This is a genomic window from Roseitalea sp. MMSF_3546, from assembly GCF_030732865.1.
GTDB lineage: Bacteria > Pseudomonadota > Alphaproteobacteria > Rhizobiales > Rhizobiaceae > Roseitalea.
This window is the reverse complement of the sequence record NZ_JASHKB010000009.1, coordinates 44,662-65,592: the sequence shown is the minus strand read 5'-3', so window position 1 is coordinate 65,592 and position 20,931 is coordinate 44,662. Positions and strand designations below refer to the sequence as shown.

The following is a 20,931-nucleotide window of genomic DNA, read 5'->3' as shown; positions in this document are numbered from 1 at the left end:
GTGCACAGGGGGGTGAACAGGTGAAGATCGGCCTTGGCCTTTATCGCAAGATGCTCAATGAGAGCCACTACCGCTTCGCGCGCCAGCTCGGCGTCAGCCATGTGGTCGCCCATCTGGAGGACTATTTCTCCGACAATCCGCAGCTCGCCAACGATCGCGACATGAGCTGGGGCACCAGCCAGACCGGGGACTGGACCTACGAGACCTTCCGCACGCTGATCGACGATCTGGGCCGCCACGATCTGCAACTGGCAGCGGTCGAGAACTTCGCCGTGCGCCACTGGCACGACGTGCTGCTCGACGGTCCCCGGCGCGACGAACAGATGGCCACGCTGAAATCCATCGTGCGCGCCGCCGCCGCCGCCGGCGTGCCCTGCATCGGCTACAATTTCTCCGCCGTCGGCGTGTGGGGCTGGACGCGCGGCCCCTATGCGCGCGGCGGGGCGATGTCGGTCGGCTTCGACATCGACAGGATCGATCCGCAAGAGCCCATGCCCGAGGGGATGGCCTGGAACATGGCCTATCGCGACACGCTCGGGCCGGGCACGGTCGCCCCGATCTCGGCCGCGCAGATCTGGGACCGCTACCGCCGCTTCCTCGCCGAGATGATCCCGGTCGCCGAGGAGGCCGGCATCACGCTCGCCGCCCATCCCGACGACCCGCCGGTCGAGGCGCTGCGCCTGAGCGCCAAGCTGATCAACTCGCACGACGCCTATCGGCGCGCCTTCGCGCTCGCGCCCTCGCCGGCCAACAAGGCCGAGCTGTGCCTTGGCTGCCTGCAGGAGATGGCGGACGGCGACATCTACCGGACGGTGGCCGAATTCGCCCGGCAGGACCGCATCGGCTACATCCATTTCCGCAATGTGCGCGGTAAGGTGCCGAACTATCATGAGGTGTTCATCGACGAGGGCGACATCGACATGGCGCGCATCGTCGATATCCTGGCCGAGAACGGCTATGACGGCGTGCTGATTCCCGATCACACGCCGGAACTGGAATGCGGCGCGCCCTGGCATGCGGGCAAGGCCTATGCCATCGGCTACATGAAGGCGCTGATCGCGGGCGCGAAACGGCAGGGGGATGGCCATGGCGGGTGAATTCGACGGCAAGGTCGCGCTGGTCACCGGTTCGAGCGGCATCGGGCTCGGTGCCGCGCTCAAATTCGCGCGCGAAGGCGCCAGCGTGCATCTGTGCGGCATCGACGAGGCGCTCAACCGCGCCGCAAGGGAACAGGCCGAAGGCCTGGCGCTGACCGTGCACAGGGTCGATCTTGCCGTGCCCGAGCAGATCGGGATGTTTGTCGAGACGGCGGCGGCCGATCCGGGCGGGATCGACATCGTCGTCAACGCCGCCGGCATCCAGACCTATGGCACCATAGAGGACACCGACCTCGACCACTGGGAACGGGTGATGGCGATCAATCTGCGCGCCTGCTATCTGACCGCGCACCATGCCTATTGGCACATGAAGCCGCGCGGGGGCGGCGCCATCGTCCATGTCTCGTCGGTGCAGGGCCATGCCAACCAGTATGGCGTGCTCGCCTATGCCACCGCCAAGGGCGCCGTGCATGCGCTGACCCGCGCCATGGCCGTCGACTGCGCCCGCGACAACATCCGTGTCAATTCGGTCAGCCCCGGCTCGATCCGCACGCCGCTGCTCGAATACGGCGCCGAGCAGCTTGCCGGCGAGGGCCAGGGCGTCGAGGAGATGATCGCCCAGTTCGGCAAGGCCCATCCGATCGGTCGCGTCGGCACGATCGAGGAGACCGCCGAATTGATCGCCTTTCTTGCCGGCGACCGCGCCGGCTTCTGCACCGGCGGCGACTATCTCGTCGATGGCGGCCTTCTGGCCCATATCGGCGTGTGAAGGGATGTCGGCAACGTCCTTGCGCGGCCGGACGGCCGGGGCCGGGCGCGCGTGAAGGGCCGGCAAGTTGGCGGGCCGGGCGGCGGTCAGGCGACCCAGGCGGTGTCCGGGTCGACGCTGGCGCAGTATTCGCCGACCGTCGCTCTGGCCTGGGCGATCAGTTCGCGCATCAGATCCTGGCGCGTGTTCGCCTGATAGGTTGCGATGATCGGCATGGGCGCAAAGCGCTTTTCAACGCGGATCTTGTGCAGAAGGCCCGAGCGCAACTCGCGTTTCACGGTCACGGTCGGGATGGCGCCGACGCCGAAGCCGTCGATCAGAAGGTTGATGATCGCATAAAGCGAGTTGCAGCTCGTCAGCTTCGAGGCGAGCGCCTGGTCGTCGTGGAAATAGGGCGCGATCATCTCGTAGGGCGGCGAGTGCGGCGGAAAGGTGATGATCGGCAGTTCGGCCAGTTCGGCCACCGAATAGACGCGGTCGGGATCGACGAGCTTGGGCGAGCCGGTCCAGACCATCTGCATGATGCAGGCGGTGTAGCTGCGAAAGCCGTCGTCGAGCGCCGGGTGCAGGCAGAAGATCAGGTCGAATTCGTTGTCCTTCATGCCCTGGACGAGGCGCTTGGTGCCGTCCACGGTCAGCTCGATCTTCAGACTGGGATAGCGCAGATGCAGCGCGTCGACCAGTTGCGGCATCCAGGTCGAGGAGACGGTGTCGATCGCACCGATGCGCAAGGGGTCGGCCATGGGGCTGGCGGCGCCGGCCAGCGCGCCGCCCAGATCGTCGAGCTCGCCCAAAATGCGCTCGAAGCTGGCGAGCGCCCTGTGCCCCTCCGGCGTCAGCTCGAACTGGCCCTCGCCGCGATTGATCAGCCGGCAGCCCAGTTCGGCCTCGACAGCCGCAAGCCGGCTCGAGATCGCCGACTGGGTGATGTTGAGCTCGGTGGCGGTGCGCCCGAAATGCCTGTTTCGCGCGAGCGCCACGATCGTCTTCATGTCGAGAACGCGCATAGGCCCGCCTTTAGCAGATTGCGCGCCGCTCGCCAGTGCGATTGCGGCCTGGCGCTCCATCGCGTCCTTATCGGGGCAGGACGCGGATGCGCTCGGGATCGATCGTCAGCCGCACCCGGTCGCCGCTCCGGAAGGTGGCGCGGCCGGTGTCGATAACGCGGACGACGGTGTCGCCGAGCGCGATAACATAGCGCGAGCGGGCGCCCAGAAATACGCGCGTGCGCACCTGGGCCTTCAGGCCGTCGCCGGCGTCCGCATCGGCCGGGGCAAGCGCAAGATCCTCCTGGCGCAGGGCGAGCGTGACCGGTCCGCGCTCATCGACCTGATCGCCAAGGGCGATGTGCTGGCCATCTTCGAGCCGGGCCAGCGGTCCGCCCGCGCCGTCCTCGATCGACGCCGGCACGAGATTGGCCGCGCCGATGAAGTTGGACGCATAGGCGGTCGCCGGCCGGTCGTAGATCTCGGCCGGCGCGCCCATCTGCTCGATCCGGCCCTGATTGATCAGCACGATGCGGTCGGACAGGCTGAGCGCCTCGTCCTGATCGTGGGTGACGAACAGCGTGGTCAGACCGAGCCGGTTGTGGATCTCGATCAGCTCGACCTGCATGTCCTCGCGCAGGCGCGCATCGAGATTGGATAGCGGTTCGTCGAGCAGCAGCACCTTCGGCCGGGAGACGACGGCGCGGGCCAGCGCCACGCGCTGTTGCTGGCCGCCGGAGAGCTGGCGCGGACGGCGGTCGCCCAGATGGGCCAGTTGCACCGTCTCCAGCGCGTCGCGGGCGCGTTCATGCTGCTCGGCGCGCGTGCCGATCCCGCGCATGCGCAGCGGAAAGCGGACGTTCTCGAAAACGCTCAGATGCGGCAAGAGCGCGTAGGACTGAAACATCATCGCGATGTCGCGGCGCTCCGGCGGCAGCGCGGTGACGTCGCGGTCGGCGATGGCGACCGAGCCGGAGGTCACCGTTTCAAGTCCGGCGACGATACGCAGCAAGGTGGTCTTGCCGCAGCCGGAGGCGCCCAGCAGGCTGACGAACTCGCCAGAGGCGACCGCAAGCGAGATACCATGCAGCACTTCGACATTGCCGAAGGACTTGGTGATGCCGGAAAGGTGAACGTCGGCCACTGTCAGTTACTCGCGAACTTCTGGATGCCGAGCATCCGGTCGATGACGATGATCAGGAAGACGGTCAGCGCGATCATGATGGACGACACCGCCGCCACCGAAGGGTCGGGGCTGAATTCGAGCTGGCCGTAGATCTGCACCGGCAGCGTCGTCATGTCCGGCCGGCGCAGGAACAGCGACAGCACCGCCTCGTCAAAGGAGATGTTGAAGGCGAAAAACCCGCCGGCCAAAAGCCCCGGCAGGCATTGCGGAAGCACGACCAGCCACAGCCTTTGCAGGCGGTTGGCGCCCATGGTCTTGGCGGCCTCTTCCAGGAACGGATCGGATTCGCTGAGCACGGCCAGCGTGGTGCGAACGACGAAGGGCAGCGTGATCGCGGTGTGGCCGAGCCACAGCGTCAGGATCGAGACCGGGCCGAACAGCGCGCTCCACAACATCAGCATGCCGATGGCGTAGATGATGGTGGGCAGCACCAGTGGCGACAGGAAGAACGTGGCCATGGCCTCGGAAAAGGGCAGGGTGCGGCGGTGGATGGCGATCGCCGCCGCGCCGCCGATCAGACAGGCGGTAACGGTGACGGCGAGCGCCACGCGCAGGCTGATCCAGGCCGAGGCGAGATAGCGGTCCGACTGCAGCACCTCCCGGTACCAGCGCAGCGACAGCCCGTCGGGCGGAAAGGCGATAAACTGGCTTTCGGACACCGAGACGCCGACGACGACGACAAGCGGGGCCAGCAGGAACAGCGCGGTCAGCGCCACGAACACCCAGGCGCCGACGCGCAGCCAGGCCGGAACCGCCCTAACCATCGGCGCGCCTCGTCAGTTGCGCGTAGGGGATCAGGATCAGCAGCACTCCGGCGAACAGGATCACCGCCTGGGCGGCGGCGAAGGGCCAGTCGAGCGTCTGCGTCACCGAGCGGTATATCGAGGCCGCCAGCACCTGGATGCGCGATCCGCCAAGCAGGTTGGGCGTGACGAACGAACTGGCCGAGAGCGTGAAGACAAGCAGCGAGCCGGCGACGATGCCGGGCATGGCCAGCGGCAGCACCACGGTGCGCAGCGTGCCCAGGAAGCTGCAGCCCATGGTGCGGGCGGCCTCTTCGAGCCGCCGGTCGATGCGGGTGATCACGCCCAGGATCGACAGCGTCATGAAGGGCAGCAGCACCTGCACCATGCCGATGACGATCGCCGCCTCGGTGCGCATGATCGCGAAATTGCGTTCGGCCAGGCCGAGATCGCGCAAGATCTCCGGGATCAGCCCGGAGCGGCCGAGCAGCACCATCCAGCCGAAGGTTCGGATGACGACCGAGGTCATCAGCGGCAGGATGACGAGCACGATGAGCCAAAGGCGCAGGCGCGGGCCAACATGGGCCATGATATAGGCCATGGGAAAGCCGATCGCGGCGCAGATCAGGGTGATGATCAACGACAGCCGGACGGTGCGCCACAGCACCGAAAGGTAGAACGGATCGGACAGGAAGCGCTCGAAATGGGTGAGCGTCAGCCCCGCCTCGCCTTCGACCGACAGCACCAGCATCCGGGCGATGGGCACGAAGAAGGCCAGCGCCAGCAGCAACAGGCCGGGCAGCACCAAGACCAGGTTTTCCGTGCGATCGGTCATGACCGGCTCGAGGACGGGCGCGAAAGGCTTCGGATCCGACTATGGTCCAAAAACAGTGGCCGCGCGAGGCGGCCACCGGGATCTGTTCGATCGCGCAAGGGTCAGCGTGCGATGGTGCGGTTCCACTGGTCGACCCATTCGGACCGCTTCTCCTCGATGGTGATCGGATCGAAGCGCAGAAGGCCGGCCACGGCCTCGGGACCGTAGATGACGTCGGCGGCGACCTCCTCGGACAATTCGACGGTCGAATTGGTCGGGGTGTAGCGCAACGCGTTGGCAAAGCACTCCTGGGCCGATTTGGAAATCGACATGTCGATGAACTTCAGAGCCAGCTCCTGATTGTCGCGGCCTGCGACCAGGTTGGCGGTGATGAAGCTGGCCGGCGTGCCCTCCTCGCCCTGCACGAACACCGCCGGCAGGCCGGCCTTGCGCAGAGTGAACGCGTAGTCGGACGCGTAAGACGCGATCCACGCATCGTTCTGGGCGAATTCCTGCTGGATCTCGGGCGAGGTGTTGACGACCACGGCGCCATTGTCGAGCAGCTGCGTCACCGCGTCCAGGCCCGGCTGGATGTTGTCGAGATCGCCGCCCATGACCCGGTTGAGCATCAAGAAGCTCAGCATGCCATAGCCATTGGAGATGTCGGTGACGACGATGTGATCCTCATAGGCCTCGTCGAGCAGATCGGCCCATTTCGTGGGGGCCTTGGGCGCGGTCTCGCTGTTGTAGACCAGACCCAGCGCGGCAATGGAATAGGCCGGGCCCTCGCCGGCTTCGAGGTTGGTCTTGGCGAAGTCGTAGAGATCGGCGGCGTTGGAAAGCTGGCTTTCGTCGATCGGCGAGAGCAGCCCCTCCTGGGCACCGACGATCTCCTGGCCGCCGGAGAAATGGATGACGTCGAACTGCGGCGCATCCTTCTGGGCGCGCAACTGGGCGAAGGCGTCGGCCGAATAGGCGGTGACGATCTGGACCGTCGCACCGGTCTCCTGCTCGAACGGATCGATGATGCATTCGCGGTGGGCTTCCTCATAGGAACCGCCGAACGAATTGATGGTGATGGACTGGGCATTGGCGGCGGCGGTGGTCGCCAGCAGCGCGGCGGTGCCGGCCAGTGCAAGGCTTGTCTTGGTCAGGCTTGTCTTGGTCAGGCTCGTCTTGATGGTCATGGATCTACCTCCTCTTTTGTCGCATGGGGACCTGCATAACCCGCCGCGCGGCGGGGCGCCGGCGGCTCAGGCCAGCCGGCCCAGTTCGACACTCTTGATGCCCTCCTTGCGGATCAGCCGGCACTGCTCGGCGACCGCTTCGAGCCCGTCGGTCATCCGCGCCCAGTAGGTGCACGGAATCCAGCCCGTGGGGCCGAAAGTGCGCCCGCCCACGCCATAGAACATGCCGATCTCCCAGAACTCGTCGGGGTCGATCTTGAAGAAGTTCTTCGGCTGGTAGAACCACAGAAGGTCGCCGGGCTCGGGCAGGATGGTCTGGTTTTCCGGGGGCAGGGCGGTCGGGTCGAAACTGCGGGCGCTCTCGGGCAGACCCATCATGATCTCGGGGCCCGAGAAGATGGCGTGGCTGGCATCGACGGTGATGGGCGTGGCCAGAGCGTCCCACAGCGCGGCGCAGGTCTTCGGCGCGGTGTCCCAATAGGGCGTGATCGTGCCCTGAACGCCGGATTGAACGAATTTGAGATATAGCTGGCCGTCAGACATCGCCCTCACCATGGTTGTGGTTGAACCGCGATGATGGCGGGTGCGGGGCGAGCCTGTCCAATTCAAAGGCCCGATTTGTCCGATCGAATTTTTCGATCGGACCTGGCCAACGGCCGTCGTCGGGGCAGCCATCGGCCGATGGAGTTGTGCAAGGGCCAGCGCGATCTGCGCCGCCGCAACCGATCGGCGCAGCGCGGACGCTGCCACGGTGTGCCCGCAGCGATATTGCGCTCCATGGGGCGACCGGTCCCTGACAGGGCCGTTTCGAGCGGGCCTTGGCCGGCACAATGGCGCTTGCCAGGGGAAGATCGGTAGCCGCTTCGCCCAGGCGGCGGAACGCGCCGGGTCGGGACGAAACGCATGTTCATCGGCCCGGCCGGACGGGCCGAAAGGACCGGCGGGGCCGTCCCCGGCCGGTCACGACGGACCGATCGCGATCAGCCGGGCTTGCGGAAATGCTGGATGCCGAAGGCCAGGTGGCCCGCATCGGCGGCCTTGACCCAGTTCTCGAGGCCCACGGCCATCTTGTCGAGATAGTCGCGCGACGCGCCGTTCTCGACCAGCCTGTCATAGTGCGTCAGCAGTTCCTCGCGCACGCGGGCATAATGCGTGCGCAGGTCGGACAGGGCGTCTTCCTGCTCGAGCGTTTCGAAACCGAGCGCCTCGGCCGCCTCGCGGTAAAAGCGCGGGCAGCCCAGCGAGGTCAGCTGCAGCCGGTCATAGACGGGCTGCAGAACCCCTTCGGGCACGTCGTCGGCCTGCATCGGGTCGGTGAAGATGAAATGGCCACCAGGCTTGAGCACCCGCCAGGCCTCGGCCAGGACCTTCTGGCGCTGGTCCGAATGCAGGAACGAATCCTGGCTCCACACCACGTCGAAGCTCTCGTCCCGCTCGGGCACGTCCTCGAACACGCCATGGCGGATGGCGATGCGGTCGGCCAGGCGCGCGGCGCGGACCTTGCCCAGATTGTACTCGTTCTGCGTCTCGGAGATGTTCAGGCACACCGCCTGGCAGCCGGTCTTCCTGACGAGCGTGCGCATGGCGCCGCCATAGCCCGCGCCCATGTCGAGCACCCGGGTTTCGGCGCCGAGCGTGCCCAGCCGTGCCAGCATGGCCTCGATGGACCGGTCGCTGGCGGTGCGGATATCGTCGGTTTCGGCGTAGCGACCCACATGCAGGTCCTCGCCGCCCCATATCGTCGAGTAGAACGTGTCGGCGTCGTCGCTGTCGTAGTAATCCTCGGTGATGTCGCGAATGTCCTCGCCGCCGGTCTCGCTGACCCCGCCCCAGCGCACCAGGTGCACCGCCGATTTCTCGGCCACGTGGATGAAGAAGTCAGGCTCGTCCTCGCCATAGGTCTCCTGGAAGTCGCCATAGGTGCGCACGCGCTCGAAACCGGCCTCCTTGAGCAGGCGGCGGGTGTAGTTCTTGCGGATCGGGCACATGTTGAGCGTGTATTCCGAGCCGTCGGGGAAGCTGTAGCGCATGCGCACCAGCCCGTCGTCGATGTGGTCGGGTTCGGCGGTGACCTGCTCGCCGCAATAGTAGTATTTGTGCTTGGTCGAAAAGCCGTGGTCGAGCATGGTATCGTAATTGCGCTGATCGAGGATCAGCAGGCCGTCATGCTTGAGCGCGGCGTAGAATTCGGCAAGCGCGCGGCGGCGGTCGGACTCTTCGTAAAGGTGGGTGAAGGAGTTGCCCAGGCAGATGATCGCGTCATACTTGCCGGCGATGTCGCGGTTGAGCCAGCGCCAGTCGGCCTGCGCGGTCTTCAGGATCAGCCCGCGCTTCTGGCCGTTCTCAAACGCCTTGGCGACCATGGCCGCCGAGCCATCCGAGGCGGTGACGTCGAAGCCCGCCTCGGTCAGGCGCACCGAGTGGAAGCCGGTGCCGCAGGCCACGTCCAGAACGCGTTCCTTGCCGCGCGCCCGCAAAATGTCGATGAAGAACTGCCCTTCGCTTTCGGCGCGGCCGCGCCAGTCGATCAGTTCGTCCCATTTGTCGACGAAAGTCTTGACGTATTCCTTGCGGTAGTGGTCGGTCTCGCGGTCGCTGAGGGGATCGTCGCTATAGGTCTGATCCTCCATCTTGAGTTCGGCGTTGGATTGAAACTCGTTCACGATGAACCTCCACGTGCGATTGGAACGTCGGCAGCGGCGCAACGGCCGGCATTGCCGCGCAAACGGAGGCATTGCGCCCCAGGCGCGCCGCCATCCGTCAACTCTGTGCTTTCAAGACCCGTCGCGCCGCGACGCGCGAAGGCCGGCCAATGGCCCCGTCCTTCTTGCGGGGCATTGCCGTGCGGCCATGGCCTTGGCAAACAGGGCGCTCACCGCCGGCCGCGGTCAAGTCATCCCAGCTTCGATGCGACAATTCAAGTCCTGTTTGCGACTCTTTGATGAATTTTTTGCGCCGCACAGGTCGTCCGCCGGTTTTCTGACCACGCGGCAACCCCTTGTTTCAATGGAAATTTTCGCGTCGGGCATGGTCCGACCGAAGCAAACCGGGCCGCGGCTGGCGCGATGGCGCAAATGCGGCCCGATTGCGCCGATTGCGTCAGCTCTGCCCGCCTGAGGCGCGGCCGAGCGGCGCTGCAACCGCCGAGTCGGCGGGCTCATCGCCGGCGAAGCGTTTGGCCACGTCCAGCAGCGCCGGCGTGCCGACGCGTGCGTTCATCCCGGCAAAGTCGAACATGCGATCGGCGAAGGGGGCGTTGGTGCCGTGCCGCTTCAGGCTGTCGTAATAGGCCTCGGCGGTCCGGGCCATGGCGCGCACGATGCCGCCGGGAAAGATCACGATGGAATAGCCCAGCGCCTGCAGATCGTCGGCCGACGTGATCGGCGTCGCGCCGCCCTCGACCATGTTGGCCATGAGCGGGGCGCGATCGGCGAGCGCCCGTGCGATGCGGGCGAGCTCCTCGCTGGAGCGCGGCGCTTCCACGAACAGGGCATCGGCGCCCGCTTGCAGGTAAAGATCGGCGCGTTCCAGGGCCGCTTCGAAACCCTCCACCGCAATGGCATCGGTGCGGGCGATGATCAGCGTGTCCGGACTGCGCCGTGCATCGGCCATGGCGGCGATCTTGCCGGCCATTTCGGAGGCGGCGATAAGCATCTTGTCGTCGAGGTGACCGCAGCGCTTGGGAAAACGCTGGTCCTCGACCTGAAGGGCGGCGGCGCCGGCGCGCTCATAGACCTGCATGGTGCGGCGCGCATTGAGCACGTTGCCATGGCCGGTATCGGCGTCGACGATCACCGGCAGATCGACGCGCTCGTTGATCAGGGCCAGCGTGTCGGCCATTTCCGACATGGTGGTCAGGCCGAGATCGGGACGGCCAAGACGGGTGTAGGCGACCGCCGCACCGGACAGGTACAGCGCCTCGAACCCGGCGGCGGCGGCCAGCGATGCCGTCAGTCCGTCGAACACGCCCGGTGCGATGAGGATCGGATTCCGGCTGACCCGATCGAGCAGTCCGCTCATGGCGCTTCCCTTTCAATGATGACGTTGCCGAAACGGTCGACGGTGCCGACGAGTCCGGGCTCGATGAGGATCGTGGTGTCGGGCTGTTCGAGCACGGCCGGCCCCTCGACGGTCGCGCCGACCGGCAGGGCCAGCCTGTCATAGATCGCCGCGTCCAGCCACCGGCCGAAATGGACCGGGCGGGTTCCGCGCCGCGCATCGGCGCTCGTGCCGATCGCATCGGGCGCCAGCGTGGCAAGGTCGATCCGCGGCCGGCGGCCGATCACCGCGGTCCGCAGATTGAGGATGCGCGTGACGCCGCCGGGCAGCAGCCGGCCGTAGACGCGCCTGTAGGCCGCCTCGAACGCGCTTTCGATCGCGCCATGGTCGAACGGGACGACGGTCCCGTCAGCGATGGCAACCGGAAGCGGCACGGCGACCGTATGGGTCTGGCCGACATAGGCCATGTCGAGTTCGACGATCGTGTCGCGGCCCGAAAAGGTCACCTGCGCGTCCGCAAGGAATTTTTCGCCGCGGCGGTGATGATCGGCGATCAGTTCGGCGAGTTGTCCGACATCGGCCGCGCTGGTGGGCATGTTGACCGTCTGGACGTAATCCTGGCGCATGTCGGCGATGACGCAGCCCATGGCCGAGGTCACGCCCGGATAGCGCGGCACGAGCGCGCTCGACAGGCCGACCTCGGATATCAGCGCGCCCGCATGCAGCGCGCCGCCGCCGCCGAAGGGCATGAAAGTGAAGCGGCGCGGCTCGAAACCGCGCTCGATGGAGACCAGCCGGACGGCGCCGGCCATGCGCGAGTTGGCAACACGGATGATCGCCTCTGCCGCTTCGTCCGTGCCGAGGCCGAGCGGCGCGCCGACATGGGTGTCGATGGCGGTGCGCGCCGCCTCGACATGCAAGGTTCCCCCGCCGATCGGTCTTGCCGGGTTGATACGGCCGAGCACGATGTTCGCGTCGGTCACGGTGGGGCGGTCATTGCCGCGCCCATAGGCGACCGGACCGGGGTCGGATCCGGCGCTTTCGGGACCGATGTTGAGCAGGCCGCCCTTGTCGACCCAGGCGATCGAGCCGCCGCCGGCGCCGATCGTTGCGATCTCGATCATCGGCGTGCGCACCACCATGCCGAAATCGATCGAGGTCTGGGCGGCCAGGACGCTGTCGCCATTGTCGATCAGCGCGACATCGAAGGATGTTCCGCCCATGTCACCGGTGATGACGTTGGGATGGCCCGACTGCCGTGCGATGTGGGCGGCGGCGATGACGCCGGCGGCGGGACCCGACAGGGCGGTGCGGATCGGCAAACGGCGCGCGGTCGGTGGGTCCATGACGCCGCCATTGGACTGGACGATCAGGAATTCGCCGCCAAAGCCGCCCTGCTCGAGCGCGGTCTCCAGGCGCGCCAGATAGCCCGAGACCTCAGGCTGCAGATAGCTGTTGAGCGCGGTGGTCGAAAAACGCTCGAACTCGCGGATTTCGGGCAGGATCTCCGAGGATGCGGCGACGTGATCGTTGGGCCACACCGCGCGCAGGGCGGCGACGGCGGCGTTTTCGTTCGCCGGGTTGGCATAGGCATTGACGAACAGCACCGCCACGGCCCGGGCGCCCGCCTCGAGCAGGCGCCGGCCGGCGGCGCGGACCGCGTCGATGTCGACCGGCGTCTCCACCGTGCCGTCGGCGAGCACCCGTTCGGCCACCTCAAGGCGCATGTTGCGCGGAACGACCGGCTCGAACTCTCCGCGCAGCCCCCATGTGCGCGGGCGGTCGCGGCGGCGCATTTCCAGAACGTCGCCGAAGCCCGCCGTGGTGATCACGCCCATCGGGCCGCCGCGGCGTTCGAGCAGGGCATTGGTGCCGGCGGTGGTGCCGTGGACCACCGTTGCCATGTCCGACAGCGCATCGCCATCGGCCGTCAGGCCGGCGAGGAATCCCCCGGACTGGTCCGGCCGGGTCGTCGGCACCTTGGCGATGCGGGCCTGCCCGGAGGCCTCGTCGAGAATGAACACATCGGTGAAGGTGCCGCCGACATCGACACCGATCATCAGCCGGCTCATGGGTTCACCTCGCGCCATGCGGTGCCGTAGATCGCGTCGGCGCGGTGGGCGGACAGATAGCCCAGCGCGACGTCGCGGGCGACGCGGGCCGGTTCGCGTTCGTCTGGCGGGCCGTAGCCGCCGCCGCCCGGCGTCTGTAGCCGCACCCTTTCGCCACGCTTGAGGGGAATGTCGACCATCTTGGACACCATGGGCGGCGTGTCCCAGCGGTCCGGACCGCCGAAAGCGAAGCGCGTCAGCGCGGCTTGCGCGCCGCCGGCCACGCCCTTGGGCGCAAAGCGGCCGCGTTCTCCGAACAGGAAGGCGCGGGCGCTGGCCTCCAGCAGTTCGATCTCGTAGACCGCACCGAGCCCGCCCCGATGTTCGCCGGCACCGGCGCTGTCGGGCCGCAGGGCCCATTGCCGGAAGGCGATCGGATAAGCCGCCTCGAGGATCTCGACGGGCGGGATGGTCGCCGTCGAGATCGGCGCATTTCCGTGGTTGAGGCCGTCGGTCTCGGGATTGCCGCCATGGCCGCCGCCGAAGAAGGAGAACATGACCCAGCGCTGGCCGTCGGCCCGATGGCCGGCAATGGACAGCGCGTTGATCGTGCCGTAGGCGTTGGCGATGGCGCGCTCGGGCGCCGCCTTGCCGATGGCGGCGAAGATGACGTCGATCATGCGCAGGATGGTTTCGGTATAGCCGCCGGTGGGCGCGGGAAACTCGGCCGACAGCAGGGACTTGTCGGGAATCGAAACGTCGATCGGTCGCAGCACGCCGGCATTGGCCGGCAATGCGGGAAAGATGTGCTTGATCGCCACGTAAACGCAGGCGATCGCGGTGCCGCGCGATATGTTCACCGGGCCGGCCGTCGCCGGAGCCGATCCCGCGAAATCAAGGCTCAGCCTGTCGCCCCTGACCTCGAGCGCCACGCGGATCGGCAAGGGCGTATCGGTGATGCCGTCATTGTCGAGGAAGTCCTCGGCTTCCCAGCGCCCGTCGGGCAGTTCGGCGATCTCGGCGCAGGCCAGCGCCTCGGCCCGTCCGCTCAGGGCGTCGAGCGCGGCGCGCACCGTGTCGGCCCCGTACTCGGCGAGCAGGGCGTCGAGCCGGCCGACCCCCAGGTCGAGCGCGTTGAGCTGGCCGTTGAGATCGCCCTTGGCCGACGCGGGCAGGCGCGTGTTGCGCAGCATGATGTCGACTATGTCCTGCTGCAGTTCGCCGCCGCGCACGAGCCGCACCGGCGGCAGCACGAACGCTTCCTGGAAAACCTCGGTGGCCTGCGGATTGTAGTTGCCGGGGACCGCGCCGCCCATATCGTGCCAGTGGCCGACGGAGGCGAGATAGCAGAACACCTTGCCATCGTGGAAATAGGGCCGCACCAGGCGCATGTCGGACAAATGCGTGCCGCCCAGATGAGCGTCGTTGAAGGCCCACACATCGCCGTCGTTCAGATCGCCGTCTGCCCGGTCGATGACGGCCTTGACGGCAAAGGCCATTACGCCCACGAAGATGGGCAGGCCCGACTTGCCCTGCACTAGCGTTTCGCCGGTCCGGGGATGATAGAGCCCATGGCTTGCGTCATGGGCTTCTGCGATGATCGGGTTGAAGGCCTGCCGGAACAGGGTCGCGTCCATTTCGTCGGCGATCTGCTCCATGCGGCCCGCAAGGACGGCAAGCGTGATCGGATCAATATCCATCGGATGTCCCTTCAGCCATGGATCCGGCGCGCCCCTCTTCCCTTCGTTGCATTGATCTGGTACCAAACTCCTGTCTGATATACAATACCAATTGGGAGTCGTTATCCGGTTGGCCTTGCGCCTTGTCGTGCGACAAGACACTTGCATGCCCACCGGCAATCGGTAGTTTGGTGCGCGGACAGGTTATAGACCGCTATGGCAGAGCATCTTTCCCAGCAGGCCCCCGATGGCGGCAAGGCGCGGCGCGTGTACCTGCTGCTTCGCGACGCGATCGTCAATGGCGCCCATCTACCCGGTGACTCGCTTCCGGGCGAATTGCGCCTGGCCGAAAGCCACGGCGTCTCGCGCGTGACGATCCGCCGGGCGCTCGACGCGTTGGCCGGCGACGGGCTGATCGAGCGCCGGCCGGGCAGCGGTACCGTGGTGCGCGCACCGCGCGAGGAGCCCGGGCCGATCGCCGCCGATTTCGCCAAGCTGATGCCGCAGATCGTGCAGATGGGACAGCGGACCGGGGCGCGGCTCCTGGCGTTCAGCTATGGAGCGGCACCGCCGCAGGTGGCGCGTGCGCTGCAGCTTGCGCCCGATGCGCGGGTGCAGCATGCGGTGCGCCTGCGCCTGATCGGCGAGTTGCCGTTTTCTCACCTGACAACGCACGTGCCCGAAGACATCGCGCAGGGATTTTCGGAAGCCGATCTGGCAACCACGCCGATGTTCCGCCTGTTCGAACGCAGCGGCGTCCAGGTCGACCATGCCAAGCAGTCGGTCTCGGCGGTGCTGGCCGCGCCCGACGTCGCCGAAGCGCTCGACCTGGCCGTCGGCGCGCCGCTGATCGCGCTCACGCGCGTCGTCTACGACGTGTCGGGGCGCGGCATCGAGCACCTCTCGGCGCTGTACCGGCCCGACCGGTTTCGGCTCGAAATGACGCTGGCGCGCGTCGGCGAAGGGGCCGAGCGCCACTGGGAGCCGGTGCTCATGCCAGAACGCCAGGCCGACGAGACCGAATGACGGCACCGCGGACGCTGTTCGAGAAGATCTGGGACCGTCACGTCATCGCCAGGGGCGCCGACGACGCGGCGCTGTTGTGGGTCGACCGGCATTTCGTCCACGAAGGATCGCACCACGCCTTCGGCAAGCTCGCCGATCGCGGGCTGGCGGTGGCCCAGCCGGCGCTCACCTTCGGCGTTGCGGATCACTATGTTCCCACGCGCGCCGGACAGGCGCCGGGTGGCGCGATTGCCCGCATGATCGCAACGCTCGAAGACAATGCGGCGCGGCACGGCTTTGCCCTTTTCGGGGTCGGAGACCCGCGCCAGGGAATCGTGCATGTGACGGGCCCCGAGCAGGGACTGACACTGCCCGGCATGATCGTGGTTTGCGGCGACAGCCACACCTCCGGTCACGGCGCGCTCGGCGCGTTTGCCTTCGGGATCGGCGCGACCGACGTCGCCCATGTGCTGGCGACGCAGACCATCTGGCAGCGCCGGCCGAAGACCATGCGCCTGACCATCGACGGTCGCCCGACGCCGGGCGTGGGCGCCAAGGACATGGCGCTCAACTGGATCGCCACGCTGGGCGCCGATGGCGCACGGGGGCATGCGATCGAATATGACGGCTCGGCCGTGCGGGCGCTGTCCGTCGAGGGGCGGCTGACCCTGTGCAACCTTTCGATCGAGGGCGGCGCGCGCTGCGGCATGGTGGCGCCGGACGAGACCACGCTGGATTGGCTGCACGGACGTGCCTACGCACCGCAGGGTGAGCACTGGGACCGCGCGGTGGCGCAATGGAGGGCGCTGGCGACCGACCCGGCCGCCATGTTCGACCGCGAGGTCGCGCTCGATGCGGGCGAACTCGCCCCCATCGTGACATGGGGCACGAGCCCGGAAGAGGCGCTGCCGATCACCGCGTGCCTGCCCGATCCGGCGCGCGTGAAGGATCCGGCGCGTGCCGGCACGATCGCGGCATCGCTCGACTACATGGATCTCAAGGCGGGGCGGCCGATCGCCGACACGCCGGTCGACCAGGTCTTCATCGGCTCGTGCACCAATGCCCGTATCGAGGATCTGCGGGTGGCGGCCGCCGTTCTGGCGGGGCGGCGCGCACGCGTTCCCGGGCTGGTCTCGCCCGGTTCGAGCCGGATCAAGCTGCAGGCCGAGCAGGAGGGGCTCGATCGCATCTTCACCGAGGCCGGGCTCGAATGGGCCAATGCCGGCTGCTCGATGTGCGTGGGCATGAATGGCGACGTCGTCGCGCCGGGCAAGCGCTGCGCGTCGACGACCAATCGCAATTTCCGCGGTCGCCAGGGTCCGGGCGCGCGCACGCATCTGATGAGCCCGGCCATGGTCGCGGCGGCCGCCGTGACCGGCACGCTGACCGATTGCCGCCCGCTGCTGGAAGGGCGCAGCGTGTGATGGCCGGATGGTCCCGTCATGAGGGTCTGGCGGTCGGCCTGCCGCTGGCGGGGATCGACACCGACCAGTTGCTGCCGGCGCGGTTCATGGCGACGCCGCGGTCGGCAGGCTATGGCCGCTTTCTGCTGCACGATCTTCGCCACGATGCCGACGGCGCGCCGCGCCCGGACTTCCCGCTCAACGATCCGGCCGCGACCGGCGCCTCGATCCTGATCGCACGACGCAATTTCGGCGGCGGCTCATCGCGCGAGGGGGCGGTGTATGCGCTCATCGACGCCGGCTTTCGCGCGGTGATCGGACCGAGTTTTGGCGACATCTTCGCGGCCAATGCGGTCAATAATGGCCTGCTGCCGGCGCGCGTCGACGAAGCGACCGCCGAGCGGCTGATCGCGGCGGCGCCGCTCGCCTTGCGGGTGGACCTTGCCGCCCGGCGCCTCGAAGCCATGGGGCTTTCGATTGGCTTCGAACTCGACGATCAAAGCCGCGAAAAGCTGATCAATGGCTGGGACGACATCGATCTGACGCTCAAGCATGGCGAGGCGATCGAGCGCCACGCCGCCGCCCGGCGCGATGCGGCGCCGTGGCTGTGGCCCGCCGTAGCGACCGAAACCGGCCACTGAAGCGCGTTGGCGGACGCCCCGTCACGGTTCGCCGCCGGGCCTGCGCCGGTGGCGCCTGTTGACGCATCTGAATCATTAAGGCATGCTGATCTATCATAGATATAAGACAGGTTGCGGTATGATCAGCGTCAGTGCCTCGTCGATGAAGTGGGCCGTAGCGGACCGTTTGACGGCCGCCGTCGACCGCGCTCCGACCATTGCCGCCTTGCCGCCGGCCTCGCTGGACCCGCAATGCCCGCGGCCGCGTTCGGGCCGCGCGACGGCGCGCGGCCGCCGCACCGACAATTCCACGATCCATGTCTGCTCAGGGAGAAACCGAACATGATCATCCGGTCAAAGATTGTTGCGCTGGCCGCCGGCGCCAGCCTGGCGCTGACGGCCGGCGCCGCTCAGGCCGACACGCTGCGTGTGGGTGTGTGGGACCTGCCGCCCGGCAAGGGCAACCCGTTCACCGCGCGCTCGGTGCCCTCGATCTTCGTTTGGGACGCGATCTTCGATCCGCTGGTGCGGATCGGCGATGACGGCGCGCCCGCGCCGGTGCTGGCCGAGAGCTGGGAGGCGATCGAGCCGACGCGCTGGCGCTTCACGCTCAAGGACGGCATCACCTTTTCCAATGGCGAGCCGTTCAACGCCGACGCGGTGGTCGCAACGGTCGAATACCTGTTGTCGGAAGAGGGGCGGGCCAGTTCGGTCGGCACGGAGCTTCGTGACCTGGCGTCCGTCGAAAAGATCGATGAGCGGACCGTGGAGATCGTGACAAGCGGTCCCGACCCGGTGCTGCCCAACAAGCTGGCGCTGATGTTCATCGTCGAGCCGGGCGCCTGGGCCGAACTGGGACCGGAGGGCTTTGCCGAATCGCCGGTGGGCACGGGCGCCTTCGCCGTCGAGGGCTGGGGCACGGGCGACGTGACACTGGCCGCCAATGACAGCTCTTGGCGGGAAACCGAGCTCGAGCAGGTGCGGATCCTCAGCCTGCCCGAGCGCGCGGCGCGCCTTCAGGCGCTGTTGTCAGGCCAGATCGATGTCGGCTTCGGCTTTTCGCCCGACCAGATCGGCCAGATGGAATCGGCCGGCTTCAGCGTCGCGGCGAGCCCGGCCCCGCAGGTGATGTCGCTGGCCTTTGCCACCGAGGCGCACCCGGACAGCCCGTTCAACGATGTGCGCGTGCGCCAGGCGGCGAACCTTGCGGTCAATCGCGACCTCATCGCCGAGGTGCTGCTGGGCGGGCTCGGCAGCGGCGCCGGCCAGGCGGGGACGCCGAACGCGTTCGGCTACGATCCGTCCATTTCCTCCTATCCGTACGATCCCGACCAGGCCCGGGCGCTGCTCGAGGAGGCCGGCCATGGTGACGGCATCGCGGCGACCGCCCATGTCGTGGTCGGCTCCTTCCCCGCCGACAGCGAGATCTACCAGCAGGCGGCGATCGACCTTGCGGCGGTGGGGATCGATGTCGAGCTGCAGCAGATCAGCTTTCCCGAATGGCTGCAGTTCTTCCTCAAGAACGAATGGCCCGGCGAGATGTTCGGCTCGTCCTGGAACACATCGCCCTACATGGATACGATCCGGCCGTACACCTACATGACCTGCATGAAGTCGCCGGCCCATTTCTGCGACGAGAGCATGACGCCGTTCATCGATGCGACCTTCGAGGAGTTCGATGCCGATGCGCGCGAATCGCTGCTGCACGAACTGCACGCCAAGACCAATGAGGTGCTGCCGGCCATCTGGCTGGTCGAGCAGGTCGACGTCACCGGGATCGCGCCGGGTGTCGATGGCCTGCGCTATGTCAACCGGACGGTGTTTTACGATTACGTGACGATGGCCGAGTAACCGGGCGAGGACCAATGGCGCCGGCCGGGACCGCAAGGTCCACCGGCCAAAGACCAAGCCGCCGCGGGCATCCCGCGGCGGCTTGCTTTTTTCCGGTTGCCTGTCTTGCTCAGCCCAGAACGCGGCCGACCAGCGCCGCCGTCTGTTTGTGCACAGCTGCGAGGTCTTCGGGCGCATCGGACCCATCCAGGCGCGCCTCGATGCGTTCGATCCGAACGGCGAGATCGGCGATTTCCTCGATCAGGGCATGGGTGACGGAGGCAAGGCGATCGACATCGCCCTTGCCGAGGAGCGCGCCCACGGCGATCGCCGGGCTTTCGGGCATTTCGGTGTCGCGGACGGGCTGTTCGATGGCGGCGCTCATTGCAGGTCTCCCTTGGTTGCCTGGGTCAGTCCCCACGGTGTGCACCAGCGCCTGGGGTCGGCCTCGGCGGCGGCCCCGTCCGTGCCGGCGAGATACCATCGGGACTGCTGGGCGGTCTCGAAGCCGGCGGCGCCGCACATGGCAACGATGTCGAGATGGCGCCAGGCTTCCCAATAGGGTTCGTCGATGAGCTGGCTGTACCATTTGAGCAGCGTGTCCCGGAACGGGTCGCCGATCAGCCGGTTCTCCAGAATCACCAGGCGGCCGCCGGGGCGCAGGATCCGATACGCTTCGGACAGCACGTTCGAGATCGCCGACTCGGGCATTTCGTGCAGCACCATGGTGATCACCGCCAGATCGGTGCTCCGGTCGGCGTCGGGCAGGCGCTCCATGTCGGCCTGACGCCAATGGATGTCCAGGCCGCGCGCGCTCGCCATCTTGCGGCCGAGCCGCAGGCAGGGCTCGGCCAGATCGACGCCGTGAACCTCGGCATCGGGCCAGCGCTTCTTGAGCGAGAAGGTCGTCTTGCCGAAGCCGCAACCCAGATCGACGATGCGCCCGGGCTCGCTGTCCAGTTCCAGTTCGTCGACGAGCTGGTCGTGCAGCTGGAAATCGGAATTGCGGCCGACATGGATCATGCGCGCACCCAGAAGGTAGATCGCCGCGCCGGCGTCGGACCGCCAGATGCCGCCGTCCTGGCGGTGATAGTCGAAGGTGTAGTAGGCCGGGTACTGGAAGTCCTCGGTGCCCTCGAGCGTGCCCAGATCGTCGTCGGTCGGCTGCATGGCGGCGGCGATCTCGTCGGCACGCCGCTCGACGATCCGCTCGCACAGCCGCCAGGTGCGATCCTGGATGTGCCGGTGCATCCACTGGAAGGCCGGCGCGCTGGGCAGCGACTGGACGAGCGGTTCGGCTTCGTCCTGAGTGGCGGGGGCGCGGCCATTGCTGGTCGCCGCTTCGTATTCGGCCCGCAAAGCGCTGTAATCGTGCGAGAACCAGCGCCGGCGCAGGGCCAGGATCGTCGTCATGGCCGGCAATGTGTCGGCCGGCCAGTCGATGACGGCATCGACCGGAGGCGGCTGGTTTGGTGTCGGGTTCGCATGGGACATGGCGGTTCCTCGGGGTTGATGACGATCGATGCGTGGGCCGGCGGCAATTCGTTCAAATGCCGGCTTGC

Annotated in this window: 18 protein-coding genes; 6 read left to right on the top strand and 12 right to left on the bottom strand. The window is 67.3% G+C overall.

Going from position 1 to position 20,931, the window contains the following annotated elements; genetic code table 11:
* The first annotated feature begins 20 nt into the window (after nt 1-20).
* Together RBB34_RS09330 and RBB34_RS09325 are read left to right on the top strand one after the other, a co-directional pair.
* Nucleotides 21-1,097 carry a mannonate dehydratase gene (locus tag RBB34_RS09330; protein ID WP_306118944.1) on the top strand — a complete coding sequence of 359 codons (1,077 nt, stop codon included), beginning with the start codon at nt 21-23 and terminating at the stop codon, nt 1,095-1,097.
* Nucleotides 1,087-1,866, top strand: a complete 780-nt coding sequence (locus RBB34_RS09325) for an SDR family oxidoreductase (RefSeq protein ID WP_306118943.1) — start codon at nt 1,087-1,089, stop codon at nt 1,864-1,866. The genes RBB34_RS09330 and RBB34_RS09325 overlap by 11 nt, the downstream gene beginning before the upstream one ends.
* A gap of 86 nt (nt 1,867-1,952) precedes the next feature.
* Here RBB34_RS09325 and RBB34_RS09320 read toward each other — a convergent pair whose 3' ends face one another.
* The 10 genes from RBB34_RS09320 to RBB34_RS09275 form a co-directional block, all read right to left on the bottom strand.
* Nucleotides 1,953-2,873 (bottom strand): LysR family transcriptional regulator, encoded by a 921-nt coding sequence (locus RBB34_RS09320; RefSeq protein ID WP_306118942.1) that lies wholly within the window; start codon nt 2,871-2,873, stop codon nt 1,953-1,955.
* Between the two features lie 67 nt (nt 2,874-2,940).
* Nucleotides 2,941-3,996 carry an ABC transporter ATP-binding protein gene (locus RBB34_RS09315; protein ID WP_306118941.1) on the bottom strand — a complete coding sequence of 352 codons (1,056 nt, stop codon included), beginning with the start codon at nt 3,994-3,996 and terminating at the stop codon, nt 2,941-2,943.
* Nucleotides 3,997-3,998: 2 nt separating this feature from the next.
* Nucleotides 3,999-4,802: an ABC transporter permease gene (locus RBB34_RS09310; RefSeq protein ID WP_306118940.1), complete on the bottom strand. Its 804-nt coding sequence runs from the start codon at nt 4,800-4,802 to the stop codon at nt 3,999-4,001.
* On the bottom strand, nt 4,795-5,616 hold the full coding sequence (locus tag RBB34_RS09305) for an ABC transporter permease (protein ID WP_306118939.1): 822 nt from the start codon (nt 5,614-5,616) through the stop codon (nt 4,795-4,797). Before RBB34_RS09305 ends, RBB34_RS09310 begins: the two co-directional genes overlap by 8 nt.
* 101 nt (nt 5,617-5,717) lie before the next feature.
* Nucleotides 5,718-6,782: an ABC transporter substrate-binding protein gene (locus RBB34_RS09300; protein WP_306118938.1), complete on the bottom strand. Its 1,065-nt coding sequence runs from the start codon at nt 6,780-6,782 to the stop codon at nt 5,718-5,720.
* Between the two features lie 66 nt (nt 6,783-6,848).
* Nucleotides 6,849-7,325 (bottom strand): DUF3830 family protein, encoded by a 477-nt coding sequence (locus tag RBB34_RS09295; protein ID WP_306118937.1) that lies wholly within the window; start codon nt 7,323-7,325, stop codon nt 6,849-6,851.
* Between the two features lie 437 nt (nt 7,326-7,762).
* A complete protein-coding gene (locus tag RBB34_RS09290) occupies nt 7,763-9,445 on the bottom strand; it encodes a methyltransferase domain-containing protein (RefSeq protein ID WP_306118936.1) in 1,683 nt (560 codons plus the stop codon).
* A 436-nt stretch (nt 9,446-9,881) separates the two neighbouring features.
* On the bottom strand, nt 9,882-10,802 hold the full coding sequence (locus RBB34_RS09285; protein ID WP_306118935.1) for an isocitrate lyase/phosphoenolpyruvate mutase family protein: 921 nt from the start codon (nt 10,800-10,802) through the stop codon (nt 9,882-9,884).
* Nucleotides 10,799-12,853: a hydantoinase/oxoprolinase family protein gene (locus RBB34_RS09280; protein ID WP_306118934.1), complete on the bottom strand. Its 2,055-nt coding sequence runs from the start codon at nt 12,851-12,853 to the stop codon at nt 10,799-10,801. Before RBB34_RS09280 ends, RBB34_RS09285 begins: the two co-directional genes overlap by 4 nt.
* Entirely contained in the window at nt 12,850-14,532 is a 1,683-nt protein-coding gene (locus RBB34_RS09275; RefSeq protein WP_306118933.1) for a hydantoinase B/oxoprolinase family protein, read from the bottom strand. Before RBB34_RS09275 ends, RBB34_RS09280 begins: the two co-directional genes overlap by 4 nt.
* A gap of 195 nt (nt 14,533-14,727) precedes the next feature.
* Here RBB34_RS09275 and RBB34_RS09270 point away from each other — a divergent pair, with 195 nt between their 5' ends.
* The 4 genes from RBB34_RS09270 to RBB34_RS09255 all read left to right on the top strand — a co-directional run bounded on the left by RBB34_RS09270 (nt 14,728) and on the right by RBB34_RS09255 (nt 19,390).
* On the top strand, nt 14,728-15,537 hold the full coding sequence (locus RBB34_RS09270; RefSeq protein WP_306118932.1) for a GntR family transcriptional regulator: 810 nt from the start codon (nt 14,728-14,730) through the stop codon (nt 15,535-15,537).
* Nucleotides 15,534-16,940, top strand: coding sequence for a 3-isopropylmalate dehydratase large subunit (gene leuC / locus RBB34_RS09265; protein ID WP_306118931.1), 1,407 nt, complete (start codon nt 15,534-15,536; stop codon nt 16,938-16,940). The genes RBB34_RS09270 and leuC overlap by 4 nt, the downstream gene beginning before the upstream one ends.
* Entirely contained in the window at nt 16,940-17,560 is a 621-nt protein-coding gene (gene leuD / locus RBB34_RS09260; RefSeq protein WP_306118930.1) for a 3-isopropylmalate dehydratase small subunit, read from the top strand. Before leuC ends, leuD begins: the two co-directional genes overlap by 1 nt.
* Nucleotides 17,561-17,881: 321 nt before the next feature.
* On the top strand, nt 17,882-19,390 hold the full coding sequence (locus RBB34_RS09255) for an ABC transporter substrate-binding protein (protein ID WP_306118929.1): 1,509 nt from the start codon (nt 17,882-17,884) through the stop codon (nt 19,388-19,390).
* Between the two features lie 109 nt (nt 19,391-19,499).
* On the opposite strand, the gene RBB34_RS09250 is transcribed toward RBB34_RS09255, so the two are convergent.
* Together RBB34_RS09250 and RBB34_RS09245 are read right to left on the bottom strand one after the other, a co-directional pair.
* A complete protein-coding gene (locus tag RBB34_RS09250) occupies nt 19,500-19,754 on the bottom strand; it encodes a hypothetical protein (RefSeq protein WP_306118928.1) in 255 nt (84 codons plus the stop codon).
* On the bottom strand, nt 19,751-20,863 hold the full coding sequence (locus RBB34_RS09245) for a class I SAM-dependent methyltransferase (RefSeq protein WP_306118927.1): 1,113 nt from the start codon (nt 20,861-20,863) through the stop codon (nt 19,751-19,753). Before RBB34_RS09245 ends, RBB34_RS09250 begins: the two co-directional genes overlap by 4 nt.
* Nucleotides 20,864-20,931 lie beyond the last annotated feature (68 nt).